Origin of the sequence: Bacillus sp. FSL W8-1127 (genome assembly GCF_038006725.1) — a bacterium.
Classification (GTDB): Bacteria; Bacillota; Bacilli; order Bacillales; family DSM-4216; genus Bacillus_O; species Bacillus_O smithii.
In genome coordinates this window covers 973,667-1,000,083 of the sequence record NZ_JBBOVU010000001.1, presented here as the reverse complement: position 1 = coordinate 1,000,083, position 26,417 = coordinate 973,667, and the positions used below count along the sequence as shown (strand labels likewise).

At 39.9% G+C, this 26,417-nt stretch carries 31 protein-coding genes; 9 read left to right on the top strand and 22 right to left on the bottom strand.

Annotated features, from left to right (window positions below):
• Positions 1 to 159 precede the first annotated feature (159 nt).
• From NST12_RS04790 to NST12_RS04770, 5 genes are all read right to left on the bottom strand, one after another.
• Complete coding sequence (locus NST12_RS04790; RefSeq protein WP_003353626.1) at positions 160 to 423, bottom strand: stage VI sporulation protein F; 264 nt, start codon at positions 421 to 423, stop codon at positions 160 to 162.
• 144 nt (positions 424 to 567) lie between these two features.
• Entirely contained in the window at positions 568 to 732 is a 165-nt protein-coding gene (locus NST12_RS04785; protein ID WP_270584206.1) for a YjcZ family sporulation protein, read from the bottom strand.
• Positions 733 to 815: 83 nt separating this feature from the next.
• Positions 816 to 1,172: a stage V sporulation protein AE gene (gene spoVAE / locus NST12_RS04780; protein WP_327797926.1), complete on the bottom strand. Its 357-nt coding sequence runs from the start codon at positions 1,170 to 1,172 to the stop codon at positions 816 to 818.
• Positions 1,173 to 1,331: 159 nt separating this feature from the next.
• A complete protein-coding gene (gene spoVAC, locus NST12_RS04775) occupies positions 1,332 to 1,802 on the bottom strand; it encodes a stage V sporulation protein AC (RefSeq protein WP_003353629.1) in 471 nt (156 codons plus the stop codon).
• Between the two features lie 16 nt (positions 1,803 to 1,818).
• Positions 1,819 to 2,292 carry a YhcN/YlaJ family sporulation lipoprotein gene (locus tag NST12_RS04770; RefSeq protein ID WP_270584208.1) on the bottom strand — a complete coding sequence of 158 codons (474 nt, stop codon included), beginning with the start codon at positions 2,290 to 2,292 and terminating at the stop codon, positions 1,819 to 1,821.
• A gap of 463 nt (positions 2,293 to 2,755) precedes the next feature.
• On the opposite strand from NST12_RS04770, the gene NST12_RS04765 reads away from it, so the two are divergent.
• Positions 2,756 to 3,376 (top strand): MerR family transcriptional regulator, encoded by a 621-nt coding sequence (locus tag NST12_RS04765; protein WP_048622904.1) that lies wholly within the window; start codon positions 2,756 to 2,758, stop codon positions 3,374 to 3,376.
• A 1,131-nt stretch (positions 3,377 to 4,507) separates the two neighbouring features.
• On the opposite strand, the gene NST12_RS04760 is transcribed toward NST12_RS04765, so the two are convergent.
• The 4 genes from NST12_RS04760 to fabI all read right to left on the bottom strand — a co-directional run bounded on the left by NST12_RS04760 (position 4,508) and on the right by fabI (position 6,853).
• Positions 4,508 to 4,756, bottom strand: coding sequence for a hypothetical protein (locus NST12_RS04760; protein WP_003353635.1), 249 nt, complete (start codon positions 4,754 to 4,756; stop codon positions 4,508 to 4,510).
• Between the two features lie 44 nt (positions 4,757 to 4,800).
• A complete protein-coding gene (locus NST12_RS04755; protein ID WP_341028771.1) occupies positions 4,801 to 5,130 on the bottom strand; it encodes a DUF3139 domain-containing protein in 330 nt (109 codons plus the stop codon).
• 600 nt (positions 5,131 to 5,730) lie between these two features.
• Positions 5,731 to 5,964, bottom strand: coding sequence for a hypothetical protein (locus NST12_RS04750; protein ID WP_341100424.1), 234 nt, complete (start codon positions 5,962 to 5,964; stop codon positions 5,731 to 5,733).
• 118 nt (positions 5,965 to 6,082) lie between these two features.
• A complete protein-coding gene (fabI, locus tag NST12_RS04745; protein ID WP_048622899.1) occupies positions 6,083 to 6,853 on the bottom strand; it encodes an enoyl-ACP reductase FabI in 771 nt (256 codons plus the stop codon).
• Between the two features lie 273 nt (positions 6,854 to 7,126).
• Here fabI and prpE point away from each other — a divergent pair, with 273 nt between their 5' ends.
• On the top strand, positions 7,127 to 7,867 hold the full coding sequence (prpE, locus tag NST12_RS04740) for a bis(5'-nucleosyl)-tetraphosphatase PrpE (RefSeq protein ID WP_048622898.1): 741 nt from the start codon (positions 7,127 to 7,129) through the stop codon (positions 7,865 to 7,867).
• Positions 7,868 to 7,887: 20 nt separating this feature from the next.
• On the opposite strand, the gene NST12_RS04735 is transcribed toward prpE, so the two are convergent.
• The 4 genes from NST12_RS04735 to NST12_RS04720 are packed head-to-tail and all read right to left on the bottom strand — an operon-like array spanning position 7,888 to position 10,719.
• Positions 7,888 to 8,805 carry an RluA family pseudouridine synthase gene (locus NST12_RS04735; RefSeq protein WP_341100420.1) on the bottom strand — a complete coding sequence of 306 codons (918 nt, stop codon included), beginning with the start codon at positions 8,803 to 8,805 and terminating at the stop codon, positions 7,888 to 7,890.
• A 17-nt stretch (positions 8,806 to 8,822) separates the two neighbouring features.
• On the bottom strand, positions 8,823 to 9,620 hold the full coding sequence (locus NST12_RS04730; protein WP_003353645.1) for an NAD kinase: 798 nt from the start codon (positions 9,618 to 9,620) through the stop codon (positions 8,823 to 8,825).
• Positions 9,617 to 10,288, bottom strand: coding sequence for a GTP pyrophosphokinase (locus NST12_RS04725; protein ID WP_003353646.1), 672 nt, complete (start codon positions 10,286 to 10,288; stop codon positions 9,617 to 9,619). The genes NST12_RS04730 and NST12_RS04725 overlap by 4 nt, the downstream gene beginning before the upstream one ends.
• Positions 10,289 to 10,344: 56 nt before the next feature.
• Positions 10,345 to 10,719 carry a UPF0738 family protein gene (locus tag NST12_RS04720; protein WP_082142253.1) on the bottom strand — a complete coding sequence of 125 codons (375 nt, stop codon included), beginning with the start codon at positions 10,717 to 10,719 and terminating at the stop codon, positions 10,345 to 10,347.
• 101 nt (positions 10,720 to 10,820) lie between these two features.
• Between NST12_RS04720 and NST12_RS04715 the strand changes: the two genes are divergently transcribed.
• From NST12_RS04715 to NST12_RS04685, 7 genes are all read left to right on the top strand, one after another.
• Positions 10,821 to 11,399 (top strand): CYTH domain-containing protein, encoded by a 579-nt coding sequence (locus NST12_RS04715; RefSeq protein WP_048622895.1) that lies wholly within the window; start codon positions 10,821 to 10,823, stop codon positions 11,397 to 11,399.
• A gap of 20 nt (positions 11,400 to 11,419) precedes the next feature.
• On the top strand, positions 11,420 to 12,052 hold the full coding sequence (locus NST12_RS04710; protein WP_053083219.1) for a lytic transglycosylase domain-containing protein: 633 nt from the start codon (positions 11,420 to 11,422) through the stop codon (positions 12,050 to 12,052).
• A gap of 350 nt (positions 12,053 to 12,402) precedes the next feature.
• Positions 12,403 to 12,798, top strand: coding sequence for a globin domain-containing protein (locus NST12_RS04705; protein ID WP_003353650.1), 396 nt, complete (start codon positions 12,403 to 12,405; stop codon positions 12,796 to 12,798).
• Positions 12,798 to 13,652 carry a ClpXP adapter SpxH family protein gene (locus NST12_RS04700; RefSeq protein ID WP_341100417.1) on the top strand — a complete coding sequence of 285 codons (855 nt, stop codon included), beginning with the start codon at positions 12,798 to 12,800 and terminating at the stop codon, positions 13,650 to 13,652. The genes NST12_RS04705 and NST12_RS04700 overlap by 1 nt, the downstream gene beginning before the upstream one ends.
• Before the next feature lie 328 nt (positions 13,653 to 13,980).
• Positions 13,981 to 14,637 carry a 5-bromo-4-chloroindolyl phosphate hydrolysis family protein gene (locus NST12_RS04695; RefSeq protein WP_048622894.1) on the top strand — a complete coding sequence of 219 codons (657 nt, stop codon included), beginning with the start codon at positions 13,981 to 13,983 and terminating at the stop codon, positions 14,635 to 14,637.
• On the top strand, positions 14,634 to 15,818 hold the full coding sequence (locus tag NST12_RS04690) for a toxic anion resistance protein (RefSeq protein ID WP_048622893.1): 1,185 nt from the start codon (positions 14,634 to 14,636) through the stop codon (positions 15,816 to 15,818). The genes NST12_RS04695 and NST12_RS04690 overlap by 4 nt, the downstream gene beginning before the upstream one ends.
• 713 nt (positions 15,819 to 16,531) lie before the next feature.
• A complete protein-coding gene (locus NST12_RS04685; RefSeq protein WP_003353655.1) occupies positions 16,532 to 16,708 on the top strand; it encodes a hypothetical protein in 177 nt (58 codons plus the stop codon).
• Between the two features lie 151 nt (positions 16,709 to 16,859).
• Here NST12_RS04685 and pepF read toward each other — a convergent pair whose 3' ends face one another.
• The 9 genes from pepF to NST12_RS04640 all read right to left on the bottom strand — a co-directional run bounded on the left by pepF (position 16,860) and on the right by NST12_RS04640 (position 26,409).
• Positions 16,860 to 18,677, bottom strand: a complete 1,818-nt coding sequence (gene pepF / locus NST12_RS04680; protein WP_341028758.1) for an oligoendopeptidase F — start codon at positions 18,675 to 18,677, stop codon at positions 16,860 to 16,862.
• Positions 18,678 to 18,789: 112 nt separating this feature from the next.
• Positions 18,790 to 19,992 carry a competence protein CoiA gene (locus NST12_RS04675; RefSeq protein WP_341100412.1) on the bottom strand — a complete coding sequence of 401 codons (1,203 nt, stop codon included), beginning with the start codon at positions 19,990 to 19,992 and terminating at the stop codon, positions 18,790 to 18,792.
• A 124-nt stretch (positions 19,993 to 20,116) separates the two neighbouring features.
• On the bottom strand, positions 20,117 to 20,776 hold the full coding sequence (gene mecA, locus NST12_RS04670) for an adaptor protein MecA (RefSeq protein WP_327797936.1): 660 nt from the start codon (positions 20,774 to 20,776) through the stop codon (positions 20,117 to 20,119).
• A gap of 459 nt (positions 20,777 to 21,235) precedes the next feature.
• Positions 21,236 to 21,892, bottom strand: a complete 657-nt coding sequence (phoU, locus tag NST12_RS04665; protein WP_341100410.1) for a phosphate signaling complex protein PhoU — start codon at positions 21,890 to 21,892, stop codon at positions 21,236 to 21,238.
• Between the two features lie 57 nt (positions 21,893 to 21,949).
• Positions 21,950 to 22,723 (bottom strand): phosphate ABC transporter ATP-binding protein PstB, encoded by a 774-nt coding sequence (gene pstB / locus NST12_RS04660; protein WP_003353665.1) that lies wholly within the window; start codon positions 22,721 to 22,723, stop codon positions 21,950 to 21,952.
• 25 nt (positions 22,724 to 22,748) lie between these two features.
• Entirely contained in the window at positions 22,749 to 23,552 is an 804-nt protein-coding gene (pstB, locus tag NST12_RS04655; RefSeq protein ID WP_048624395.1) for a phosphate ABC transporter ATP-binding protein PstB, read from the bottom strand.
• 75 nt (positions 23,553 to 23,627) lie between these two features.
• On the bottom strand, positions 23,628 to 24,512 hold the full coding sequence (pstA, locus tag NST12_RS04650; protein ID WP_270584391.1) for a phosphate ABC transporter permease PstA: 885 nt from the start codon (positions 24,510 to 24,512) through the stop codon (positions 23,628 to 23,630).
• Positions 24,509 to 25,414 (bottom strand): phosphate ABC transporter permease subunit PstC, encoded by a 906-nt coding sequence (gene pstC / locus NST12_RS04645; RefSeq protein ID WP_341102128.1) that lies wholly within the window; start codon positions 25,412 to 25,414, stop codon positions 24,509 to 24,511. The genes pstA and pstC overlap by 4 nt, the downstream gene beginning before the upstream one ends.
• Before the next feature lie 83 nt (positions 25,415 to 25,497).
• Positions 25,498 to 26,409 (bottom strand): phosphate ABC transporter substrate-binding protein PstS family protein, encoded by a 912-nt coding sequence (locus NST12_RS04640; RefSeq protein ID WP_327797942.1) that lies wholly within the window; start codon positions 26,407 to 26,409, stop codon positions 25,498 to 25,500.
• Positions 26,410 to 26,417 lie beyond the last annotated feature (8 nt).

The following is a 26,417-nucleotide window of genomic DNA, read 5'->3' as shown; positions in this document are numbered from 1 at the left end:
TATAGCCCACAATCATTCACTTCCTTTTCTATAGTGGGTGCCGCAAATCCATAAAACGGGGGATGCTGCCCCCGTCTATGTTCGATCACTGTTTATATATAACATTTCAAAAATTCAATTATTTTTCAATGTTTTCATCACTTAGTGGCAGTCAGCAAGTTATTTCCCTGACTTTTTGTTCATCATTTGGGAAATTGTATTGAAATCTAATTTTTTCCCATCTTTTATAATCGTTCGAACAATTTTATCCTCCATTTCTTTGGAAACAGGTTTGTTCGCGATTTGTGAAACTCGGCGGATGACGTGGCGAACGGTTTTTTCATCTCGAAAATCAGCATTTTGTAGAGAATTTGCCAATTCAAAGACATCCTTCATATTGACGCCTGTTTTCTTTTCGATATTCTTAAAAAATTGATTATCCATTTTCTCTACCGACCTCCTTTTGGCTACTGCTATCATATTCAACCCTTAGCGTTTCGTGCACCAAAAGAAAGCCTGAATTCCTCAACAATTGAAAAAGCAGAGAGCCAGTTGCCCTCTGCCTTTCCATATAGGTGAACACATTAATTAGCAGAAACTTGCGCCAACTATAATTAATAAGATGAAAAGCACGACGATTAGCACAAACGTAGAGCCGCCATAAAAACCACCGTAGCCATAGCCGCCGTAGCCGCCACAACCGCAGCCACCAAAGCCGCCGTAGCCACCGTATCCTCCAAATCCGAAGCCCATGATCGTCACCTCACTTTGTGATTTCATTAATAACATATGTGGAGGTGTACGTTCTTGTATAGGCTTTTGCCATGAAAGTTTGATTATCCCTTTGGTTTAAATAGCAGTGCACCGATAAATCCAAAAATGATGGCGGCGGAAATTCCTGAACTCGTTACTTCAAACATTCCTGTTAATACCCCTACAATGCCGTGACGTCTTGCCTCTTGCATCGCTCCTTGTACAAGTGAATTGCCAAAACTGGTAATCGGAGTAGTGGCACCCGCACCGGCAAAATCGATCAACGGTTCATACAGTCCAAATCCGGACACAATAGCACCTAAAACAACCAATAAACTCATCGTATGGCCCGGTGATAATTTTGCAACGTCAAAAAGAAGCTGACCGAGAACACAAATCGCTCCACCGACGACAAAAGCCCAAAAGTACATGGCGATCATATGAATCACTCCTTTTCTGTTCAATTTGTAAAGTCGCTTTCATCGGCCAACGCCTCTTACGGCATTCGTGAACAATGAAATCGGATGATTAATCTTCATTTCGTGGAGTAAAGATGCCTAAAAATGCAGATCTTTTGAACTTGAACGTTTCATCCCCTATTACAAAACGCCGAATTTGAACAAAAGTGTTTTAATTAAAGCGATCACAAAGGCTGAAAAAACACCGAACACAATGACCGATCCGGCTAGTTTAAACATATTGCCGCCCACTCCTAGAACGAACCCTTCTGTTCGGTGCTCAATGGCTGCAGAAATAACCGAATTTCCGAATCCTGTAACCGGAACCGCACTGCCTGCGCCTGAAAATTGACCGATTCTATCATAAACCCCAAATCCCGTCAGGAGCATCGACAGGAATACAAGGGTAGCAACGGTCGGATTTCCCGCTGTTTGTTCTGTAAAATCGAAGAAGTAAATATAAAAATACGTGATCGCTTGTCCGATGGCGCATATCAGCCCTCCTACGAAAAAAGCTCGCACGCAATTTTTTAACACTGGTCTTTTCGTTTCATATTTTTTTTCAATTTCTTCATATTCCTGTTGAACCATGGTTTTTTGCTGTTTCGGCATTTGAATACTCCTTCCTTTATGTAAGTTCTTTTGACAGTTTTATTATTTTCCGAAAACGCTTGTTGGCTTCTTTTTTGGATATTTTTCCTGCATCTAAATCTTCCTTCAATCTAACGGATTCCAAAAATATTTTATAGTCGCTTGAGACAACGAAATGATCGTGTGGATATTGTTTCTCAAGTCTCTCTTTTAAATTCTTTTCGATGGTTTTCATTTTAAATCTCGACAAATGCCTCACTTTATAAGCAACCAGTATATCCTTTTTCCCTTCCACCACAGAAACATCATAAATTTCATTCATCCGGCTGACTTCTTTTTTAATGGCAGCTACTTTCTTAGAGGAAGAGTCGGATAATTTTATCGGTTCGGGATCCGTCGTTTTCATCAACGCCAATTGACTGTCTTTTGTGTGATTGCTGCCCATGCCGCCGCATCCGGAAAGACAAAGGAAAAGAACAAATATGGCCATAATTCCTTTTACGATGTTCATAACGTCATCTCCTCAACATTGCTTGTTAACTAAGTCTTATTTTTTTCCAAACCCGTTATTTTATAATGGAAATGGTTAACAACTATAAGATCCGCATCTTGTAAAAGCCATGTTCTCCCATCACGACTAACAATGAGTGCACTGTGGTTGTTCAAATAATCCAATTGATCATAAAAAATGGTTTTGAATTCAGTTCACTTACATGACAAAATCCATGATTGGATCCTGGCTCATTAAATAATGGATAACTCAATGGCTAAATTCATTAATGAGGATGAGCTACTTAGTTTTATTATGAACAAAGAAAAAACTGTTTTCGTTCTAGGCGAGAAAAACACACAATTAAAACATGAATTGTATAGATTACAAATGAGTTGGATAAAGGTTGAAACGAGATTGTGTGATGACTTTGAAGGACACGATATGACCCGTGTTGAATATGTGTATCCGAGGGGATTGGGACATGAATAGCGATAATGTAGGGAAAGAATACAGTACTAAAGATATAGCGAATATGGTCGATATAGCGGAATCGACGGTAAGAAAATATGCACAAGCATTGGAAAAAGCAGGTTATAGATTCAGGAAAACCGAGAATGGATCCAGGATCTATACGGATAACGATGTGTTTGTTTTCAAAGAAGTAAAGAGTTTATCTAAAAAAAGTGCTGTGCCAGTGGAACGTATGGCGAAAATGATCGTAATCAATCAGAAACAAAAAATACAAAGTGAAGCGGAAGGCGAAACACTTAAACAAGTCCAGTCAAATCAACAAGAATCAAGCGATATAACACAATATGATAACCGATTCAATGAGTTAATGAATCAATTGGATAAACTCAACATGATGGAAGATATAGTAAAAGAGCTTCGAGAACTCAATGAGCTCAATAGACAATTAACGGAACGATTTCAAGAACAAGAAATATTCATCAAAGAGTCATTGGAGAAACGTGATCGACAACTCATGAAATCATTGAATCAAGCTTTAGAAATCAGGAAAGCTAGAATCGAAGCCGCCATGGCAGAAAAAGAGAAACAAAAAGGTTTTTTTTCACGTTTGTTTTCCAAAAAACGGAAATAAAAATAAGAAGACCGAACTGATTGTGAATCGACATTCAAAAATTTAAGAAATATGTGTCTTAAATGAGGAACACAAGCGGGATTTTCTTTCGTTATGTGTATAAATGACTTGCTAAATGCAAAAATTCCGCTTCATTTTTGGGGACAGATTCGGGGATCTACCGCTCAAAATCAGAAGGGAAAATTTCTTTTGCTCATTTTAAACGTTGAATAATGAGGTTGCCAGGGCAACAGTATGCTGCTCTTCAACCTCTTTTTCAACACTGCCAAAATAATCCCTTGAGTTATTGGAAACAATAACTATATATTATAGACGATTTTGTTCCAATCCAGCGCCAATAAAAATGAGTTTTTAATTTATTAGATATGTGACACTGCCTTCTTATTGAATGTTTGGTAGAACTTTCATTTTAAAGGAGATCCTTCGTGCAGGGCTATTTTTATGCTGATCTCATTTTATCTGGCACCACGGGTGATTTAATATTTTTTTATTGGTTTTTTATAACTCACTCTCAAGAAGATCAAAACGTTTACTCCAAAATTTCTCAAAAAAAGCAGCCGTTCTGTAGCTTGAAATAATGATGCGGTATTTAAGCAACACGTGTGAGTTTTTCCATTTACAATCTTATGGACTAATTCGCTCGCTCTAAAATCTTCACTTGTTTTGAAATAGAAGCCAAAAACAGATTAAACGGTTTCGTTAGTTCAGAAACTGTCCTATCTTTCAGCACCAGCCCATGAATCATTTCTCATCCTGTTGAATCAGCTAATGCATGAAACTTTCATTTAAATGATCATCATTATTATGGTTAACCATTTAGTTATATATAACAGATATCACACCTATATTAAACCATTTGGTTAAAGAGAAAGAATTCATTCTTTCAAATTCAAACAGCTTTCTTCAGATACAAAAAGATAGTTAGGATTAGGTTCAAATTTGCATTAATTGTCGAAATGATAGACTGATAGCAATATTATTTTTCGAATATTCAAATAAACGCTTCGGCAAAAAGCCGCATTACGTTCAAAAGTCGTATCAAACTAAATGATCCCATTACCCAAAAATAATCTCTAACCATACTTCAGTAAATCATGATTTCTTTTCTCCTTCATGATTCACCCTTTCTTTTTATTTTAAAAACACAGCGCCAATCCATAAAAGGACGGTGGCACAAATATCCATGATCATCTCTTTCTTTTTGTTCGTTATCACCGCCACCATTAAGTCTACCAGCGCCACTAGCGACAATAAAAATAGTTGAATAGAGATACTGACTCTTAAAAGCCCGCCAATGAAAAGAATAAGCGCGCACACAATCCCTATGTTATATTCGTCGTATTTTTTTAAAAGTTTGCTTTCTTTTATCTTTTTATCCATTATCCTTCTCTCCATTTTCTGCTTGCTTATTGCCTGAGGAGCTGTTATTCCTCTAAATATTTCCCTTTTCCTATCGTGCCTTTTTCAATTGAATCATGATCATATGCCGCAACAAAAACTTTAGTAGGGATCAAACCGCCATTGTAAAAATATTCGTAACGAACACCTTTTTCATCTTTGTAGGAAACAACCATATAATAAGTCCCCTTTTTACTGTCATAAACCATCTTTTTAGATCCTATCCGGTCGGCATATCCTTTTTCCTCGATATGATCCATTATGGTTTTTTGTGCTGCAGCTTTTTGAAAATAAAACTTGTCCGTTAGAAAACCTCCTCCGATCAGGATGAGAAGGACGAGTATAAGGCCCTTCATTTTTTTACTCTCCATCCAAAAATATCTTTTTATTCCAAAATAAAATAATATTATCATTTTATTATAAAGCAAAAAACGAATAGGAGATAAAAACGAAACTACTATGTATGCTTTTTCTTTTTCTTATTCTTTTTATGTTTTTAGAGTTCTTTTAACGAATTCTCCGTTTCTGCCTATTCAGACTTATCTTCAAAACCTTTTAATTTCTCAAATAAAAAAGATTCACCCGGCGGCGAATCATCGCATGATCGATTCCTTATTTTTTGCTGCGTCTCAAATCTCCCATTCTTAAGATATAAGCCAATAGATTTTTTCTTGCATGCCGCTTCATATGTTTTTCCTTATTTCTCCATAAAAAAGCCTCCTCAATCGTAAACAGAATCATTTGTTTTCTTTTTCTGTCTACCTTGAGGGGATCCAAACAGACAGGTTTTTATTTCGATTTATCTTGATACTTTCGATCCTTTTTTAATAGAGTGCTCCGGTAAAGGATTCCACTATTTTCAATGAATGAATGCTGACTGAAAATTTTTAAGTAGGCTATCTGCTCCATTGGACGATTCCTCATTTTGATTACTTTCGTTTGATGTCTATGTGGCATCATCCGCTATGATGATTAGAATCGTCTTTATGGTCATCCAATTTGTCCGCTTTAACGAAGATATTGTCCTGTTCTTTTGCCGCGTTCAAGATAGGTGGTTCTGCAACAGTCTCGTTCCTCTGTATTTCCATCGTGTACTGCTTTTGCATCGGAGTGTTCGGCAGGGGAAATTTAGGCTGACTGATATACAATAAAGGCGGTCTCGACTGTTTGATTCTTTGGCTTTGTTCCATTCTCAACCCTCCATTCTGATCGAACCTTCCTTATTGTATGCTGCGACCGCCCATTTGTTGATAAATAAAAAAGCTGGCTTGAAAAGAGCATCCTTTCCAAGCCAGCCCATCGACTCGATTAAAGCGCCGTAATATGAAAACCAGAATCCACATGTATATTTTCGCCGGTGATTCCACGTGACATGTCGCTGAATAAAAATACAGCCGTGTCGCCAACTTCTTCTTGTGTAGTAGTTCTTCTAAGCGGCGAGCGTTCTTCAATAACTTTTAAGATCGAGTTAAAGTCGCTGATCCCTTTTGCCGATAGCGTACGAATAGGTCCTGCCGAAATCGAATTGACACGGATTCCATATTTCCCTAAATCCGCAGCCAAATATCTCACGCTTGCCTCCAAAGCTGCTTTAGCCACACCCATCACATTATAGTTGGTTACCACTCGTTCACCGCCTAAATACGTCATTGTGACGATGCTTCCACCGTCTGTCATCAACTCTTTCGCTTCTCTGGCGACGGCGGTTAATGAATAAGAAGAGATATTTTGAGCGAGAAGATATCCATCTCTGGAAGTGTCCACATAGTCTCCGCTTAAATCCTCTTTATTGGCAAAGGCAATGCAATGCGCAAGACCATGAATGACCCCGACGCGATTTTTTATTTCCGCGAAACATTTTTTAATATCTTCGTCATTGGTGACATCACACGGCAAAACAAGCGAGTCCTCGTTTAAAGATTCTGCCAGTTCCTTCACGCTTTTTTCCAAACGTTCTCCTGCGTATGTAAAAATAAGACGCGCCCCAGCTTGATGAAGGGAACGAGCAATGCCCCATGCGATGCTCCGCTTATTCGCGACCCCCATCACCACAAACGTTTTTCCTTTTAAAAGATCCATGTTCCGTTTCCTCCTAATACAAGTTATTAGAACCTGATAAAAAGTTTAGCATGTTTCCATACAGAAAAAAAGCCCTGATAAAAAGGCTTCCGGATTCTGCATGTGAATCAAAAAACACTGCGTTCTATCCGTTTTCCTTATTGCTTTTTCAATTCCTTTCTTTTTCCACGTATTATGTTTTATTTTGAATAATGAAAAAAGACGAAATATGTACTTCTCAATGGACAAAAAGGAAAGAATAAAAAGAAACACGACGACTTGGGGGAATTGAAAATGAACATCGATATTATTGGAGACATTCATGGGTGCTTTCAAGAATTGGTAGAGCTGACCGAAAAACTTGGATACGACTGGAAAAAAGACATTCCTGTCCATCCAAAGGGAAGGGTGCTTTCATTTGTTGGAGATTTGACGGACAGGGGGCCTCAGTCTCTGAAAGTGATAGAAACAGTCTACCTGCTTTGGAAACAAAAACTTGGTTATTATTCGCCAGGCAACCACTGCAACAAGCTCTATCGCTACTTTCTCGGAAATCGTGTTCAAATTTCCCATGGGTTGGAAACGACTGTAGCCGAACTGAAGGCTCTCCACGAAAAAAATGCCGCCCATTATCGGCGCATGTTCATGGAACTCTATGAAAATGCCCCTCTTTATCAAATTCTAGACGAAAGCCAATTGATCGTCGCTCATGCCGGCATTCGTGAACAAGATATTGGAAAAAACAATCAACGCGTCAAAACTTTCGTCTTGTACGGCGACATTACCGGTGAAAAACATGCGGACGGAACTCCCGTTCGCAGAGACTGGGCCAAATATTATCGAGGAAAAGCCTGGATTGTTTACGGACACACTCCTGTAAAAGAACCACGAATTCTTAACCGAACTGCCAATATCGATACAGGGGCTGTATTTGGCGGAGCCCTCACCGCTTTTCGTTGGCCCGAACTCGAAACGGTGAGCGTTCCTTCGACGATGCCCTTCGTCCCCGAAAAATTTCGAGAAACGCTGGATTAACTCTTGAGATTCCACTGAGACTAGAGGTCGATCTTAGTATGGAAAGCAAGAATTTGTTTCATATCCAACGGCAACGGTTCACTAAACTCCATATCCTTTTGGAATACAGGATGGTGAAATTGAAGATTGGCGCAATGGAGCGCCTGTCTTGAAATGAAGCTCGTATTCCCGCCGTAAAGATCATCCCCCAACAGCGGATGGCCGATAAAAGACAGATGAACGCGAATTTGGTGCGTCCGCCCGGTGTCCAGTGTCAACTGGACGTGGGCGAATTGGTCGTATTGCCTAAGTACTTTGTAATGTGTACAGGCATACTGGCCATCTTCTCTTACAGTGCGTTCAATAATGCTCGACTCTTTTCTTCCAATGGGCTGTTCGATCGTTCCTTGTTGGTTTAAAAAAATCCCTTCCGCAAGGGCTTGATACGTTCTTTTCACCCCCTGCCTTTTTTGCATTTCGCTGAAAAGATGATGAATATGGCGGCTTTTCACCGCCAGCACCAAACCTGACGTGTGACGATCAAGCCTTGTCACAATATGGGGAGCCGCCTGAATCCCTTTCTTTTCATAATACCCCAATAGTGCGTTTGCAAGGCTTCCCGAAGGATGCTCCCGGGAAGGAATCGTGTTCATTCCTGCATGTTTGGAAATCACGAGTAAGTATGGATCTTCATACACAATCGAAAGCGGAATGTTTTCTGCCTGCAAACTTTCAGAAGGCATCTCCGGGGGAAACACGACAGTCAGTCGCTCCCCTTTCTTCAGGCGATAGCGGACATTTTGCTCCTTGCCATCAACCATTATTTTTCCACCCGAAAATTTGATTGCGGTTAATGCTCGCTTGGAAATATGCTGTTTTCCTAAAAATTCTCTAATGAGAAGACCATCGGCATCTTCATGAATGACCCACTCAAGCTGAAAAGGCATAAAGGTTTTCATATTGCTCCTCACCGTTGTTAATCTTCGGAAATAAAAGAATCACGCACCCGCTTCCAAAACGGAAAAGGGCGGAAACGGGCAAAACGGATCGTTTCATTCGCTACCCGATATTGAATCGATTTAACATCCTTGTGGAGAAGTGTTAAATGATCAATGGTAATCAAAAAATCCATTTTATTAACCGGCTTTAGCATACACGTATGATGAGAAGGCAAAATCAGCGGAGAGCCGACTGTTCGGAATACCCGATTATTAATGGAAGCCATTTCTGCAATTTGAATCGCCCTAATAGAAGGATGGATAATGGCTCCGCCAAGTGCTTTGTTATACGCGGTGCTTCCCGATGGAGTCGATACGCAGAGTCCGTCTCCCCGAAAGCGTTCAAAATGGGATCCTCTGATTTCCACATCCATCACTAATGTACCGTCCACGCTTTTCACCGTTGATTCATTCAAAGCCAAGTATCTCGTTTCTTTTCCTCCGTGCTGGTAGCGAATAATGATTTCAAGAAGGGGATATTCGACCACTTGAAAGGGGGTTCTTGCGATCGCGATGACCAGTTTTTCGATTTCTTCGGGAACCCAGTCGGCATAAAATCCCAAATGTCCCGTATGTATTCCGACAAAAGCCGTTTTGGAAAGCCTTGAACTGTAGCGATGAAAAGCATACAGCAGCGTGCCGTCTCCCCCTACTGAAATGACAATATCAGGCTGGTTATCGTCATAGGTTAAATCAAAATCCTGCAAATACGTTCGGATTTTGTGCATAAGCGCATTGGACTTCGCATCTCCTTTGGACGTGATCGCAAATTTCATTTTTCTGTCCCCCCTTTTTGATCCGATATTTTGTCATTGTGATCCTTTTTCGCTTCTTTCTTCTTTGTGAAAAAAGCCTGGGCTTCTTGAATTTCTTCTCGAATTTGCGACATTTCCTCATCCAATTGAAAGGCTGCTTCCGCCGCTCTCTGCAGCCTCATTTCGATTTCTTTCGGAAAACGGCCTTTATATTTATAATTCAAAGAATGCTCGATCGTAGCCCAGAAATTCATGGCCAACGTACGAATTTGAATCTCGGCTAAAATTTTTTTCTCTCCATAAATCGTTTGGACGGGATATTCGATGATCACATGATAAGAACGGTAGCCACTTGGTTTTTTATTTGAAATATAATCTTTTTCTTCTACAATCGTAAAATCTTTTCGCATCCGCAAAAGTTCTACCACTTTCATAATATCGTCCACAAATTGGCACATCATCCGCAAACCAGCTATATCCTGCATTTGCGTTTCCAATTGATCCAGCGGAATCCCTTTTTGATTGGCTTTATCCAAAATGCTGGCGATCGGTTTCACCCGCCCGGTAACAAACTCAATAGGAGAAGGAATGTTCATCAATTCAAATTGTGACCGCAGCCCTTTCAGTTTCACCTTCAGCTCATCTACAGCTTGCTTATAAGGCGCTAAAAATTGATCCCAGTGATTCACTTTCTTCACCTCACAAGAGGAAAATATTCTTTTCCCCTATTCTATATAACCGGCCGTTACTTTTCGAAAAAAACAGATTCTACTTTTGCCACCATTTCTTCTCCATAATTGCTGTTTCCTTCTATGTTGTGGATTAAATAGGAAAGTTCATCAGAAAATTGAGTTAATTCCAATATTTCTCCTTCAATATCGGCTTTCACTGCTGCGTCCGTTTGCAGCGCTTTATGTAAATCCGCCCAAACAGGCTCGTGTATGTAAAGATATATATATTCGTCTTTATCTTCCGCCAAATAAATAAAAGCGAATTGATCGGAATCGACGATCATTTGTCCACTTGCTTTCAAAGCAGGAAAAGTCTCCTTTTGATCGGTTTTCAGAATGAGATTTTTTCCATCCCATTCGGACTTTGTAAAGTGAATTTTCTTTCTCATCTTTTGTCTCCCTTCCAGGACTTTTGATGCAATCATTGATGTTTTTCATGATTCAAGACATAATTATATTATCATTTTTTAACGGAAAAGAGGAATGTTTCATGCCTAAGCAGCTAGAAATTGAGTTTAAAAATCTGTTGACCGAAGAGGAATTCCATCGTTTGGCCGACCGTTTCCGCGTCAGCCAAAATGACTTTTTTTCGCATAAAAACCATTATTTTGATACACCTTCTTTTTTATTAAAAGAAAAGAAAATGGCTTTGAGAATTCGCGAAACTAACAACCATTTTGAACTTACATTAAAACAGCCTTACGAAAAAGGCCTTCTTGAAACCAATCAAACTTTAAATTCGGAAGAAGCGACCATGATGCTGACTTCCGGCATGATCCCCGATGGAGAAGTGAAGTCGGCATTGATTCAATCTTCTGTTCCCCTTTCAGAATTAAAATGCTTCGGCACTCTGACTACTTGCCGTGCTGAAATTCCTTACAAAGATGGCATTCTCGTATTGGACAAGAGTTGGTATTTAAATACTCAAGATTTTGAGCTAGAATATGAAGTAGAAAATTATGATGTCGGAAAAGAAAAATTCTTATCACTATTGCAGCAATACGGTATCCCGGTCAGAAAAACGGAAAATAAAATCAAACGTTTTTATAACGCACTGATGTCGAAATAACGAAGCAAGGAGGAAGGATTATGGTCAATAACAATTGGTTGGGGCTTATCACGCAATTGAACGCTCTTGGCAATATCGCCTCTTCTCCCGTTCAATCCATGTCGTCACAAACACTTTTTCAAGAGGAACCGCTGAATTCATTTGGCGTCATTTTCCAGGAAGCGTTAAAAGAAGGCTTAGAAATCATAGAAGATTATGAGAACCATCATTCGGCTCCTCCTTTGATCACTAAGCCCGGCGCAGATGTGATCGCTTCTACAAACGATTCTTCTGTAAAAACGGATTTTGATGAATACATAACGAAAGCGGCTGAAACGTACCACGTTCCGAAAAAACTGATTCAAGCCGTCATCAGGCAAGAGTCTAATTTCAATCCAAACGCCGTCAGCCCTGCCGGCGCAATGGGATTGATGCAATTGATGCCCGCAACGGCAAGGTCGCTTGGAGTCAGCAATCCAATGGATCCCGAAGAAAATATTTTTGGGGGAACCAAATATTTGCGGCAGCTTCTCGATCGCTTTGACAATAATATTGAGCTTGCTCTAGCCGCTTATAACGCCGGTCCCGGAAACGTAGAAAAATACGGAGGCATCCCGCCGTTTCAAGAAACAGAAAATTATGTACGCAATATTGCTCAACAATTTTATGCATAATATATAATATAAATCCGGCATGACAGTTTCCATCTTCTTGAACAGGATATGAAAGAGATTGAGCATCTATTCGACCTTATTTCAGAAGCTGGGAGCTGAAATCTATCGCCGGTCTTTTTTCCGCTTTTCCACTAAATGTGATATACTATTTTTGAAAAATGTTTATCTTTTTGCAATTTGTATGTGCTTTTATGTGCAAATACGTTGCGGCGAAACTTAGGTGCATTTTGAACGCCAACGTTGATGAGGGCACCGAACCCACCGTTAAAAGCTATTTGTTTGAGTTCTCTTTCTATCACTGATACAATAAGCTTAAAATACTAACACTAAGGATTGAAGGAGCCTGAATAATGGTTGAAAATGCGGTAACGCCTTATGATGTCATCGGTGAAAAGAAACTTTCCGATTTAGTAGACGCTTTTTATGCCAATGTGGCTAAAGACCCTGATTTATCCCCTATTTTCCCTGATGACCTAACCGAAACAGCCAGAAAACAAAAACAATTTTTGACCCAATTTTTAGGGGGGCCTCCTTTATACTCTCAAGAACATGGACACCCCATGTTAAGAGCGCGGCACATGAATTTTCCGGTTACACCGAAACGTGCAGAAGCCTGGCTCAACTGCATGAAAAGGGCAATGGATAAAGTGGGACTGGCGGGGGAATTTCGTGAATTTCTCTTAATGCGACTGACGCTGACGGCCCATCATATGATCAACACACCCGAAGAACAAGGTGAAGTATAGTGGAACAAATATTTTTTTTCCAAAATTGCTGCAGCAAAGAAAAGAAACCGCTGGAAATCTACTTTTTTATTGATCCGTTGTGTCCTCAATGCTGGGCGTTGGAACCGATTTTAAAGAAACTGCACATTGAATATGGACAGTATTTTCGTCTTAGACACATATTAACGGGAAAATTGACAACATTAAATATCAGCAAAAAAAGGCATGAAAACATGGCCCAATATTGGGAAAGAACAGCAAGCCGGACGGGGATGTCCTGTGACGGAACTCTCTGGCTGGAAAATCCTATTTCCTCTCCTTATATCGTTTCTGTAGCCATTAAAGCAGCCGAATTGCAAGGAAGAAAAGCCGGAAGCCGATTTTTAAGAAAGGTGCAAGAACGATTGTTTTTAGAAAAACAAAATGTGACGAAGATGGATGTTCTTGTACAAAGTGCAGAAGAAGCGAATCTCGATGTAGAAGAATTTAAAAACGATTTGCATGCCGATCCGGCGGTAAAAGCTTTTCAATGCGATTTAAAAATCACCTCGGAAATGGAAGTAGATGAAATTCCAACTTTGGTGTTTTTTAATGAGAATATCGAAGATGAAGGAATTAAAGTTACTGGAACTTATCCATATGAAATTTATGTTCAAATTATCCAAGAGATGTTGCCGGAAACGCCTGAGCCTTTATCTCCACCCCCGCTCGAAGTATTTTTGAAACATTATCAATTCGTGGCCACTAAAGAAGTGGCTGTTGTCTATGATTGGGAGACGGCCGATGCTGAAAAAGAGCTTAAGAAGCTTATGCTTCAAAGAAAAGTAGAAAAAATACCTGCAAAGCACGGGGTTTTTTGGAAATATATCGGTTAAAAAGCAAGTGTTCTTTTACAAAAGGATCACTTGCTTTTTATTTTTTATGACGAAATTTTTCAAAATGCATTTTGAAGCAGTGTATGTACACGTTGCAAAGCATTGTGAATGAACGATCTTCTATTACTTTACACCGTTTCCATTCCATCCTGCACAGAATTCCACCATGCTTTCCTCTCTCCCACTGAAGCCCACCCTCTTTTGGATTTTTTGTTTCTCATCATTATGAACATTTTGTTAATCTTTGATATAGTAGTGATGAATCCTTTTTTTCATTTGAATCGTATACAATAGAAGAACGACAAATATAGACAGGAGTTGCCGAAAAGTGAAATGGATTTTAGATCTCTTGATTCGGATTCTCATTACCATACCGTCGATGATCTTCATTTGGGCGCTCGTATATTTTCTGTTTCATCATTTATTTTGGTTATCATCGGCAGTTTCCATTTTTGCCGGTTTCGTGATCTACCAATGGCTAAAATGGATGATGACTGGAAAGTTTTTGAAACAGCAAGGTTTATCAAGAAAAGAATATCGCTTTATCCGCAAAAATTTAAAAGAAGCGAAGCTAAAAATGAAACGTCTTCAAAAAGCTTTTCTAAGTGTTCGCCAAATCGATACGTTCAGACTGTTTTATGACATGTACAAATTAGTCAGAAAAATATATAGTCTCATAAAAAAAGAACCGAAGCGATTTTATCAGGCAGAGTCATTTTTTTATGTTCATCTGGATTCAATGGTAGAACTCATTGAAAAATACGCCTTATTAAATACACAGCCCGTTCAAAATAAAGAAATGATACAAAGCGTTCAAGAAACGAAGCGCACTTTACAGGAATTGCATCATGTAGTGGAGAAAGATTTATATCAACTGCTTTCAAACGATATGGATGAACTCCAATTTGAACTGGAATATGCAAAACGCTCCCTCAGACATAAACACCCGCTCTCACGTCATGAAAGGAGAAACAGCACAAAATGACAGATGAAAAAAAATCGTTAACCCCTGAACATTCCAGTGATGGAATCGATGATTTACTTGCCAACCCTTTTGGAAGCAACGAATTTATATTGGATCAAAAAGAGAATCAAACGGAAGTCGGCCATAAAGCCGATTCTAACCGTTTAGTCGACATTTTGCCTGAAGAGCATCGTCAAAAAGCATATGAACTGAGCAAACAAATTGATCCCACCGATCATCGAGCCATCATTTTATACGGAACGCAAGCGCAATCTAAATTACTCCATTTCTCGCAAACGATGCTTGAACATGTACAAAATAAAGACATTGGCGAAATCGGCGATATTTTAAGCGAATTGATGCAAAAGCTTGAACAAGTAAAACCTGAAGAGCTGCAGCCGGAAAAGAAAAACTTTTTCCTGCGGATGTTTGGGAAAATTTCTCATTCGGTTCACGAAATATTATCCAAATATCAAAAAACGAGCGCTCAAATCGAACGCATTAGCGTGAAACTCGATCTTGCCAAACAAACATTGCTTCGTGATATCCAATTGTTAGAACAATTGTATGAGAAAAACAAAGACTATTTCCATGCTTTGAATATTTATATTGCGGCAGGCGAGTTAAAATTAGAGGAACTTCATACGAAGATCATTCCGGAACTGAGGAAAAAAGCGGAAACATCCGGCGACCAAATGGCTTATCAAGAAGTAAATGATATGGTGCAGTTCGCTGATCGACTGGAAAAACGTCTGCACGATTTAAAATTAAGCCGTCAAATTACGATCCAAAGTGCACCACAAATTCGATTAATTCAAAATACAAACCAAACATTAGCTGAAAAAATTCAATCCTCGATTATGACGGCGATTCCGTTGTGGAAAAATCAAATCGCGATTGCGTTAACGCTGATTCGCCAACGTCATGCAGTAGAAGCTCAAAAACAAGTCAGCAAAACAACGAATGAATTATTGCTGAAAAATGCTGAAATGCTAAAAGCAAACACCATCGAAACGGCTCAAGAAAACGAAAGAGGCCTCGTCGATATTGAAACACTGAAAAAAACTCAAGAAAACTTGATCTCGACATTAGAAGAAGTGTTGCACATACAACAAGAAGGCCGCGCCAAACGTTACAAAGTCGAGCAAGAGCTTTCCACAATGGAAAACGAACTAAAACAAAAGTTGCTGAATTTAAAGTGAAAAAATTAGAAGCGGGGAAACATCTTCCCCACTTTTTTATGAATGGAAACCTTTACGTGCAAGGTAGATACAAAATCAGCCTTTCATTGAACGAATGGACATAGCATTTCCACCATATCAACGAAGAATGTTCTCTCGGATAGCTCCTTTTAAAAATAAAGCCTAAAACAGTCTATGTCCGATCTTCCTAATACCGCCTTTCTCCCCTCCTATCGACTCCCCTCATCTAAAAATCTATTCGACTTACCTGTTCTCCAGCCTATTAGTACTTTCTATTCTTCCGTCCAAAAACAAACATTCATTAAACAACAGCCATTCACCGGAGCTTTGTTGCCCCCAAAAAGTAGGATTAAAATGACCATAAGATGAAATGAACACTATTTTAGTAGATTTTCGTCAATGTCCATCACAAAGAGAAAAGGCCTTGCAATGACAAACTGCAAGGCCTTTTCTCGAACAAAGGGGATGGGAGAAATTTTTCACGGTCAAACAAAGGGGTATATGTTTGCTTGTGATCAACTTCACGTTTTTAATATATCAATTATTTTTTTAGTTTTCAAGAGTTTGCTCGAATTTTCACAGATTTGTCAAATTCCGAATAAATGTTAGAAAAAGAGCACATCAAGATGGGCTCTTCCCCTTATTCGAATGAATGGGATGCCCTTTTCATAATAATGAAATAGAGCAAAAAACAGCGAAGGAGGCTGTTTCGATTGAAAAAACTTCCCATTCTATTTCTTACCATTCTGCTTCTATTGACATTATTGATCAATTTGCTTGGACTTATGAAATTAGTACCCCTTTACATTACTTCCCCCATTTTATTTATTGTGATTTTTCTATTTATTAGTTATCTGAACGATCGAAAACGTTTTAAAGGATTTCGTTAAAAACTATGAATTTCTGCGGGGAAATGATGGAGAATTTCAAAGAAAGAAGTAATGTTTTCCCAATGCTCAATGGGACGTTCACCATCCCTGTTAATCGAAAATAACCATCAGCGGAGAGAAATCCCCACTGATGGCCGTTATTTCTCCTTTGTTATTGCTCTAATAATGATTCGAGTTCGGACAGCTTTTCTTCAAATACTTTCAAAGCCTGTTCAATTGGTTCAGGTGTCGTCATATCAACCCCTGCTTTTTTCAGCACTTCAATTGGATAATCGGAACTGCCCGCTTTTAAGAAATGATTGATGTAACGATCAACTGCCGGTTTCCCTTCGGTTAATATTTGTGAACTTAAAGCTTGGGCTGCACTGAATCCAGTTGCGTATTGATATACGTAATAATTGTAGTAGAAATGCGGAATCCGCGCCCATTCTAAACCGATTTCTTCATCGATGGTCATCCCCGTGCCAAAATACTTCTTGTTCAATTCATAATATTCCTTAGTCAATAGCTCAGATGTCAATGCTTCGCCGTTTTGTTCCTTCTGATGGATGATATGTTCAAATTCAGCAAACATGGTTTGACGGAAGACTGTGCCTCGGAATCCTTCCAAATAATGATTCAAAATATACATCCGCTCTTTTTCGTCTTTCAACGTTTTCAATAAATACTCATTTAAAAGCGCCTCATTGCATGTCGAAGCAACTTCCGCCACAAAGATGGAATAATCGCCATACACAAACGGCTGATTTTTTCTCGTATAGTAGCTGTGAACGCTATGACCGAATTCATGTGCAAGCGTAAACAGATTGTTCACATTGTCTTGCCAGTTCAAAAGAATATAAGGATTCGTTCCATAGGATCCGGAAGAATAGGCGCCGCTTCTTTTCCCTTTATTTTCTACAACATCCACCCAACGATTCTCAAAGCCTTTTTTCAAGACATTCAAATAATCGTTTCCAAGAGGAGCTAAACCTTTCAATACATAGTCTTTGGCTTCCTCGTAAGTTACATTCATATCGACATCTTGAACGAGCGGTGTGTAAAGGTCATACATGTGAAGATCATCGAGTTGTAACACTTTTTTGCGCAAATCCACATAGCGATGAAGCAAGTGAAGATGTTTATTCACTGTCTCCACTAAATTATCGTACACCTTCTCCGGGATGTTGTTAGAAGCCAGAGCCGCTTGGCGGGCACTTTCATAATTTCGAACCCTTGCATAAAAATTATCTCGTTTTACTTGGCCGTTCAGTGTGCTGGCAAATGTGTTTTGAAACTTTCCATATGTTTCATAAACCGCTTTAAAAGCTTCGCGGCGCACTCTGCGATCTTTTGATTCCAAAAATTGAATAAAGCGGCCATGGGTGATTTGTACTTTTTCCCCATTCTCGTCTTCAATGGCCGGAAACTCCAAATCGGCATTATTTAAAACGCCGAACGTATTGCTGGAAGCACTCATTACCTCTGAAGCTTGGGCCAGCAGCGCTTCTTGATCGGCATCAAGAACGTGAGGGCGCTCGCGGTTGATTTCTTCAATGGCGTGGCGATACAGTTTTAATTCTTCTTTTTCTTCTAAGAACTTTTCAAGTTTGCTTTCATCGATGCTCAATATTTCCGGAACGACAAAAGAAAGGCTGCTGGCTACTTGTGAATACAAGCTTTTCGCACGCGCATCCAGCCCTTGATAAAATGAATTTGTCGTATCTTCATCATATCTCATATGAGAATAGGCATATAATTTTCCCATCCTCAGCAGCAATTCATCTTGAAAAGTCAAAAGCTCATATAATCGATCGGCACTTTCTCCCAACTTTCCCTTAAAGGTAGCTGCTTTTTTCGCCAATTCTTTAACGGCTTCGAATTCTTTTTCCCATTCTTCATCGGAGGCAAATATATCTTCCAGCCTCCATTTCAGCTCTTCCGGCACTTCATTGCGAGAAGGCAACGTCTTTGCCTGTGTTTCTGTCATCAATATCCCTCCATCGAAAACGTCAGCATTCCATTCGTTTTTGTTCATCTCTTCGCATGAGAGTTTCACTATATATTTTACACTTATTTCCGAAATTATCCTGCTTGAGTGCTCAAATTTGGAGTGAATTTAATATAATCTCTTTATATTTGTTCAGCAATAGCCTCTCCTCTTGATACTGCTTGTCCACCGTGGAAGCGTCGATTGCTTTCTTTTGCACTTTAAATTTTCCTCCCCCTATATTCAGTAAAATATCCATGCTTGCAAGTAATTGAAAATATTGAAATACCGTCTTTTCTAGTGTTATCGGTTCAATAAGGGGAAACTCGCGAATCACCAACTCCCCTTTTTTTACACGTCTTAGTAAAACCACTAATCCTTGTTTAATATGAACGGTTTGACCGATCTTGACACGGTAAAGCAAATCGGACCATAAATAATATTGCCATTCGACGGGATGGCTTCGAATCCAGATGCTATGTTTGACGGGAAGTCCTATGCAAGAATGAAGAAGTTGAGGATTTTGGCCGTTGAAATAAACGGTTTTCAAAAACGGATCACGGAAAGCTTTGGAATAACGAATTTTACGGCTGATCCACCGTCGTTTTTCCTCAAGCCACTGAGCCATGGTAAAAAAGCGCGAGACACTCGGTTTACGTAGAGAGAACGGAAAAGCAAGCTGATCCATCAATAAGCTCACTTGTACGCCGAAAAATTTGACCGGCGAAAACGGAAAGAGGAAAAGATAAAAATGAAACATTTTCGTTTCTGGTTGGAAGGCAGGAAACCAATACCCCCAGTGCGGTGAGTATTGAAAAAACATTTGTTGAAAAGAAGTAAAAGAAAAAAGACGAAAACAATCTTGTGAAACGGTCTGACCTCCGTAAATCCAAAGCGGCTTTAAGCCGTGTTTTCGATAAAAGTCCGTTCGTTTTTGAAAAAGAGAGACAGAAAGGGGAGAACACTGGATTTCAATTGCCAAAGGCGGATTTTTCAAAAGCAAATCGGGGCGCTGCTGAATGGAGGGTAAATAAGCTTCTAATTGGACATCGAGTCGTTGATTTCGAAGCCATTCATAAAGAAGAAGTTTGCTCGATAAATGCCGTTCCGATTCCCGCTCAGAAGAAGCAGGACATTTTTGGTTGGAAATATGAGCAAAATGAGGGATCTTCGTTGAACCGATTTTTAATGTGAGCGGAGAGCGGCAACAAGGGCAATAAAAACGTTTTTCCTTTTTCCATCGCTTTAAAGCCTCCTTATCACGGCAAGACAATAAATGAACGGCTGTACCTTTTTCATCATAGGCAGTAAACACCTCCTCACCTCCCAACCTTAAGATTACGACATTCATGCTTCAAATCCCTGCGCCGTTTAAAAAACCGAAAAACCGTACAAAAAAACCGATTTCGTATGAAATCGGCATCATTTTGGACATACGGTTAAGAGAAATACTTTTGCAGTGTACGGAATACATCGTTTTCTATAATGACTTTTCCGTATTCCTCCAGAACATGGATCGTCGTATTGGTTTCTTTCCCAAATTCAAGCAAAATGCTTAAATAATTATCGATATCTTCTTCCGTAAACAATTCCTCAGGAAATTCGACATATACATAATATTTATCGTCATAGGCAAAAAGCTTTGTTTGCAAATCGTCCAGACCTGGCTGGGCAGCAAGTCCGATCAAGTCTTCAAAATCATTAAATACCAGCAAAAATTCTAAAGAATCTTCTTCATCACCGTCTAACGGTCGAATGTGGAAATGCTGGTCTAAAAGCTCTTCAAAACGCTCATCCATCGGGAATTCTCGCAGTTTCTCTTCTGGAATGGGCAATTCTAAACGTTGACCGTCTTTGGAGATTTGCGCTTTCGTCACTAAGATTTCAAGCCCTTTTTCCAAAGCTTGCACTTGGATCCAGAGCGGACCTTCCACAGCGAAATCTTCTTCCTCATGCACTTCATCCATTACTTCCCAAAAGAGTTCTTCACTGCGTTCCCGGTTATACCAGATTTCTTCGCGGTCAAAACCTCTTTCTTCTATATCAACATACGAAATGTAAAACTTGACTGTATTTTCATTTATACGTTCTATGTCCATTGATTACCTCTCCCTTCTGGATATAAGGTGATGAAGGGACTGCACCCCCGAGCACTGCTCTGTTCGTTGGTGATTGCATTACAATTATTTTTACCTTGTACTTCTATTTTATGATAAAACATCAGGAAAGGGAAATAAAAATCCCTCCCAATACGAAAATTCCTTGCTTTGCCTAAAACATAATGAACTGTGTTTTGTCATTCTATCTAAAATTTTTAAAATATTCAAGTGGAAATGATTGATTTGACCTAAATGAATTTTCTTTTTTAGAAAGAACAACAAATTAGCATAAAAAACCGTTCGTTCCACACGATTCGAAAGCACTCACTCTCGTCCTTTTCATTATTTTAGAATCGTTCTTTTCAATTAAATATCGGCAAAATTATTTAACAAAGCCAAAAACAAAAAAGCACGCTTTTTCATCAGCATGCTTTAGAAGATTATTGTTTCATAATGAAACTATTTATTTAATTCGACGATGGTACCTGTCTTCAAATACACAATCCATTCGCAAATATTTGTCACATAATCTCCGATTCGTTCCAAATGCTGAGCAGCAAGCAGGAGATGCGACGCTTGATGAATTTGTGATTGATTTTGTTTCATGTCTTCCACTAAATCTAATACAATCTGTGAAAAATAACGGTCTACCATGTCGTCCCTTTCGGACACTTTCACCGCCGTCAGCTCGTTTAAGGAAATATAGGCTTCAAGCACTTCGTGAACCATTTCTTTCACACATTCTGCCATTTGGGGGATATTGATGAGCGGTTTTAAATAAATTTCATTTTCCAAACGGATGGTGATTTTTGCAATGCTCACTGCATGGTCAGCCATCCGTTCCAAATCGGTTGCCACTTTCAACATGGTCGCAATCTTCCTTAAATCAGTGCCAACCGGCTGCTGCGTTGCGATCAACTCAAAGCATTTCTTTTCAATTTCAATTTCATAATCATTGATCTTCGGATCGTTATGGATGACATTTGTTGCTTGCTCCGAATCTTTTTCGACCAGCGAATGCACGCTTTTAAAAATCGCTTCTTCCACCAGAAGTCCCATTTTTAACAACGTCTCATGCAGCTCCTGCAAACGAATTTCAAATAATTTTCTAGGCACTTTAGCCGAACCCCCTATCCTTTTTCTCGACCGCTTTTGTCCTGTCTGAAAAATAAATCATCCAAAACGACCGGAAATATAGTCTTCTGTCTCTTTCCTTTGTGGATTAGTAAAAATCGTTTCCGTATCGTTAAATTCAACAACTTGACCATTTAGGAAAAAGGCCGTTTCGTCCGAAACACGCGCCGCCTGTTGCATATTGTGCGTCACTATCACGATGGTGTAGGACTTTTTCAACTCTAAAATCAATTCTTCTATTTTTGCAGTAGAAATAGGGTCCAACGCGGAAGCCGGTTCATCCATTAAAATGATCTCCGGTTCGACCGCAAGCACCCTCGCTATGACCAAACGCTGCTGTTGTCCACCTGAAAGTCCCATGGCGGAAGTATGAAGGCGGTCTTTAACCTCATCCCATAAAGCAGCATATCGAAGACTTTTTTCCACTATTTCATCTAAGTCGCGAGTCTTTTTTATTCCATGGATCCTTGGTCCATAGGCAACATTGTCATAAATGGACATAGGAAACGGATTGGGCCGCTGGAATACCATGCCGACACGTTTCCTTAATTGAACGACATCTGTTTTAGGGCTGTATATTGGTTTTCCTTCAATGATGATATCCCCTTCGACGCGAAATCCAGCTATTTGATCGTTCATACGGTTCAAAGTACGCAAAAAAGTGGATTTGCCGCATCCGGATGGACCAATCAGTGCAGTAATATGATGTTTTTTCACTTCAAAATGAATGTTTTTCAACGCATGGAAGTCACCATAATAAACATTGACATTACGGGCCTGAATAATGGATTGTTGTTGGGTCGCAATGGCCATCTTGTTCTCTCCTCCGATTGAAACTTTAACCGAAATTTCCAGTAATATAGTCTTCCGTTTGCTTCTTTTTCGGGTTTGTAAAAAGTTCTGTTGTTTCCCCGAATTCAACGAGTTCCCCCATATAAAAGAAGGCCGTATAATCGGAAATCCGTGCGGCTTGCTGCATATTGTGCGTCACAATGATCACCGTGTAATCTTTTTTCAATTCTTCGATTAATTCTTCTACCTTGCCCGTTGAAACAGGATCAAGTGCCGAAGCCGGTTCATCCAGCAATAAAACGTCTGGCTCCATCGCTAAAGCTCTTGCTATGCATAACCGTTGCTGCTGGCCTCCTGATAAAGCCAACGCGGAACGATGAAGCCGGTCCTTCACTTCATCCCACAATGCTGCTTTCCGTAAGCTTTTTTCAACGATTTCCTCTAACAGCTGTTTATTTTTGACGCCATGGTGCTTCGGTCCGAAAGCCACATTCTCAAAAATGGATTTAGCAAAAGGATTAGGCCGTTGAAATACCATTCCAATCCTTTTCCGGATATCAAATACATTCGCTTGCGGATGATTTAAATCGATGCCTCTGTATAAAATTTCTCCTTCTATTCTGCATCCGGGAATTTCATCATTCATACGGTTTAAACTTCGCAAATAGGTGGATTTGCCGCATCCAGATGGACCGATAAGAGCCGTTACCCGATTTTCCATAAAAGAGGCGCTGACATTCTTGATCGCCAGATGGTTTCCGTAAAAAACACGTAAACTATTCGTTTTTAAAACGACGTTTTCACTCTTTAATTGATTTTCAGAACTGCTGTTGGGGACTGTCATTTTCATAACTCCTGAGCGAACGTTGCTGCTCGCTTTATTTTCTTTCATCAGTGTTGTCGTCGCCATTCTGTTCTTCCTCCCTTAGCTTGATGTCATCCGCCGATAAATTCTTTTTCCAATCCAACGGGCGCTGACATTAAAGACTAATATAAATAACACAAGCACAGCAGAAGCCCCGCTAGATACGGCATTAACATCCGGTATCACCGCTTCGCCGTTTACTTTCCAAATATGGACAGCCAGAGTTTCAGCAGGACGCAGCGGATTTAACGGAGAGGTTGGGCTGAATGGATTCCAATTGGTAAAATCCAGATTAGGAGAACTCATTCCTGCGGTATAAATGAGAGCGGCCGCTTCACCGAAAACTCTTCCTGATGCCAAAATAATACCGGTAATGATTCCAGGCAGTGCAGCCGGCAGCAAGACGTGTTTAATCGTTTCCCATTTGGAAACGCCGAGGGCTAGACCTGCTTCTCTTTGTGAAGATGGAACTCCCCTTATCGAATCTTCCACTACCCGCACCATAAGAGGCAAATTAAACAATGTTAATGCTAATGCACCGGATAAGATGGAAAATCCCCAGCCCATCGAAATAACAAAAAAGAGAAAACCAAACAATCCTACTACGATGGACGGTAAAGACGATAGTACTTCGATGACCGTTCTCAAAATATTCGTCCATATATTTTTTTTCGCATATTCCGCCATGTAAATTCCGGCACCAAGTGACAGAGGGATACTAATGAGCATCGTCAACACCAGTAGATAAAGTGAGTTAAACAACTGAGGTCCAATTCCGCCGCCCGCTTGAAAACTTTCCGGAGGCGATGTAATAAAATGCCAGGAAATATGCGAAAGACCTTTTAGCAATATATAACCAAGAAGCCCTGCCAACAGAAGCACGAGCAATAGCGCGATGATATAAAATACAACCGTTGCTACACGATCAGCTATTTTCGCTTTCATTCAAAAGTCCTCCTGCGTCCCAAAATCCTTACAATCATAATAAAAATTAAAGACATCAATAATAAGATGAGCGCCAAAGTCCACAACGCATTATTCTCCACTTGGCCCATAACGGTATTTCCCATACCCATAGTCAAAATACTCGTCAAAGTGGATGCTGGTTCCATCAACGATTTTGGAATCACAGCCGAGTTTCCGATGACCATTTGAACAGCCAAAGCTTCTCCAAACGCACGAGCCATTCCAAAAATCATAGCCGTCAAAATGCCAGGGCGCGCTGTCCTGAGCACTACCTTATAAATGGTTTGCCATCTTGTGGCCCCCAATGCGAGCGATGCTTCCCGTAATGAAGCCGGAACCGCCAGAATGGCATCCACCGATAAACTCATCATCGTCGGCAAAATCATGACGGTCAATACGATCGTCGCCGCGGCAATACCAAATCCGCTGCCTGAAAAATGATCTCTTAAAAAAGGGACTACCAAGCTTAATCCAGTAAATCCATAAACAACCGAAGGAATACCGACCAATAATTCAATGACCGGCTGCAAAATTCTTTTCCCAAATTTCGGGGAAATTTCCGTCATAAACACAGCCCCGCCGATAGCAAATGGAGTGCAAATTAAAGCAGAAAACAGCGTGACGGCAAACGATCCTGCAATCATCGGCAATGCGCCGACTACCGGTTTCCCTTCCTTATCCAGCTTCCCCGGATCCCATTCTTTTCCAAAAAGAAAGTCGGCAATGCTTGCTTTATTGATTACAAACGTACTCAATCCTTTTGATGTCACAAAATACAAAATAGAGGCTGCCACAAAAACCATAAAGGCGACGCATAAAAGTGTCACCATTCTCCCGCGCCGCTCAATCCATATTTTTGATTTCGCACGAGCACTCTTCATTTTTGTCCACTCAACTACTCTGTCGCTCAATTCGGTTTCCCCTTTCCAATACAAGTAAGAAAAAGGGAGAGACCCCCCAAAAATTATTTTTGGGTGATCGTTCCCTTTGCATCACGTTCAACTTTCATTCCTGATACCGGTATATAACCTAATTTTTTAACAAGGCTGTTTTGAACATCATCGGACATCATATAATCAAGAAAATCTTTTGTTAATCCGGATGGTTCGCCATTTGTATACATATGTTCATATGCCCAGATTTTCCATTTTCCTGATTCTACATTTTGTTCCGTCGGTTCAACCCCGTCCACTTTTAAAGCAGTCATTTGATCGTTGAAGTAAGAAAATGCTAAATAACTAATTGCTCCTGGAGTTTCGCTAACGATTTTTTGAACCGTTCCGGAAGAATCTTGTTCTTGGGATTTAATCGGTGTCGCACCATCCAATGCCGTTTTTTCAAACACAGCTCTTGTTCCAGATCCTTCTGCGCGGTTGATGACAACGATTTTTTGATCTTTACCGCCAACTTCTTTCCAGTTTTTCACTTTTCCAGTAAAGATGTCGATTAATTGTTTTTTCGTCAGATTATCTACACCCACATCTTTATTGGCAACGGGTCCCATTCCTACAACAGCGACTTTATGATCAACTAGTTTGCTGGCGTCAATACCGTCTTTTTCTTCAGCAAACACGTCGGAGTTCCCAATATCGACAGCACCTTCTTGCACTTTGCTTAAGCCTGTTCCGCTTCCTCCGCCTTGTACATTGATCGTTGTACCGGAGTTTTTATTCATATATTCAGTAGCTGCTTCTTGTACAAGAGGTTGTAATGCAGTAGATCCTACCGCTGTAATGGAACCAGATTGGGCTGTTCCATTGTTATTGTCGGTTTTGCTAGGAGTGCCGGCATCCTTGTTTGAATTGTTGCCGCATCCTGCTGCCGCGAAGGCAAATAGCAGTACCATTGTGAACAATGCGATCAATCTTTTTCTCATTTTTTTTC

Bases quoted from the DNA above. Each gene is read 5' to 3' on its own strand.
- mecA (WP_327797936.1), bottom strand. From the start codon at position 20,776: ATGGACATAGAACGTATAAATGAAAATACAGTCAAGTTTTACATTTCG.
- pstC (WP_341102128.1), bottom strand. From the start codon at position 25,414: ATGAAGAGTGCTCGTGCGAAATCAAAAATATGGATTGAGCGGCGCGGG.
- spoVAC (WP_003353629.1), bottom strand. From the start codon at position 1,802: ATGCCGAAACAGCAAAAAACCATGGTTCAACAGGAATATGAAGAAATT.
- pstB (WP_048624395.1), bottom strand. From the start codon at position 23,552: ATGAAAATGACAGTCCCCAACAGCAGTTCTGAAAATCAATTAAAGAGT.
- NST12_RS04735 (WP_341100420.1), bottom strand. From the start codon at position 8,805: ATGAAAACCTTTATGCCTTTTCAGCTTGAGTGGGTCATTCATGAAGAT.
- NST12_RS04705 (WP_003353650.1), top strand. From the start codon at position 12,403: ATGGTTGAAAATGCGGTAACGCCTTATGATGTCATCGGTGAAAAGAAA.
- NST12_RS04715 (WP_048622895.1), top strand. From the start codon at position 10,821: ATGCCTAAGCAGCTAGAAATTGAGTTTAAAAATCTGTTGACCGAAGAG.
- NST12_RS04755 (WP_341028771.1), bottom strand. From the start codon at position 5,130: ATGAAGGGCCTTATACTCGTCCTTCTCATCCTGATCGGAGGAGGTTTT.
- NST12_RS04690 (WP_048622893.1), top strand. From the start codon at position 14,634: ATGACAGATGAAAAAAAATCGTTAACCCCTGAACATTCCAGTGATGGA.
- pepF (WP_341028758.1), bottom strand. From the start codon at position 18,677: ATGACAGAAACACAGGCAAAGACGTTGCCTTCTCGCAATGAAGTGCCG.
- prpE (WP_048622898.1), top strand. From the start codon at position 7,127: ATGAACATCGATATTATTGGAGACATTCATGGGTGCTTTCAAGAATTG.
- NST12_RS04790 (WP_003353626.1), bottom strand. From the start codon at position 423: ATGGATAATCAATTTTTTAAGAATATCGAAAAGAAAACAGGCGTCAAT.
- NST12_RS04720 (WP_082142253.1), bottom strand. From the start codon at position 10,719: ATGAGAAAGAAAATTCACTTTACAAAGTCCGAATGGGATGGAAAAAAT.
- fabI (WP_048622899.1), bottom strand. From the start codon at position 6,853: ATGGATCTTTTAAAAGGAAAAACGTTTGTGGTGATGGGGGTCGCGAAT.
- pstA (WP_270584391.1), bottom strand. From the start codon at position 24,512: ATGAAAGCGAAAATAGCTGATCGTGTAGCAACGGTTGTATTTTATATC.
- spoVAE (WP_327797926.1), bottom strand. From the start codon at position 1,172: ATGATCGCCATGTACTTTTGGGCTTTTGTCGTCGGTGGAGCGATTTGT.
- NST12_RS04765 (WP_048622904.1), top strand. From the start codon at position 2,756: ATGAATAGCGATAATGTAGGGAAAGAATACAGTACTAAAGATATAGCG.
- NST12_RS04760 (WP_003353635.1), bottom strand. From the start codon at position 4,756: ATGGATAAAAAGATAAAAGAAAGCAAACTTTTAAAAAAATACGACGAA.
- NST12_RS04710 (WP_053083219.1), top strand. From the start codon at position 11,420: ATGGTCAATAACAATTGGTTGGGGCTTATCACGCAATTGAACGCTCTT.
- pstB (WP_003353665.1), bottom strand. From the start codon at position 22,723: ATGGCCATTGCGACCCAACAACAATCCATTATTCAGGCCCGTAATGTC.
- NST12_RS04640 (WP_327797942.1), bottom strand. From the start codon at position 26,409: ATGAGAAAAAGATTGATCGCATTGTTCACAATGGTACTGCTATTTGCC.
- NST12_RS04785 (WP_270584206.1), bottom strand. From the start codon at position 732: ATGGGCTTCGGATTTGGAGGATACGGTGGCTACGGCGGCTTTGGTGGC.
- NST12_RS04730 (WP_003353645.1), bottom strand. From the start codon at position 9,620: ATGAAATTTGCGATCACGTCCAAAGGAGATGCGAAGTCCAATGCGCTT.
- NST12_RS04770 (WP_270584208.1), bottom strand. From the start codon at position 2,292: ATGAACATCGTAAAAGGAATTATGGCCATATTTGTTCTTTTCCTTTGT.
- NST12_RS04750 (WP_341100424.1), bottom strand. From the start codon at position 5,964: ATGGAACAAAGCCAAAGAATCAAACAGTCGAGACCGCCTTTATTGTAT.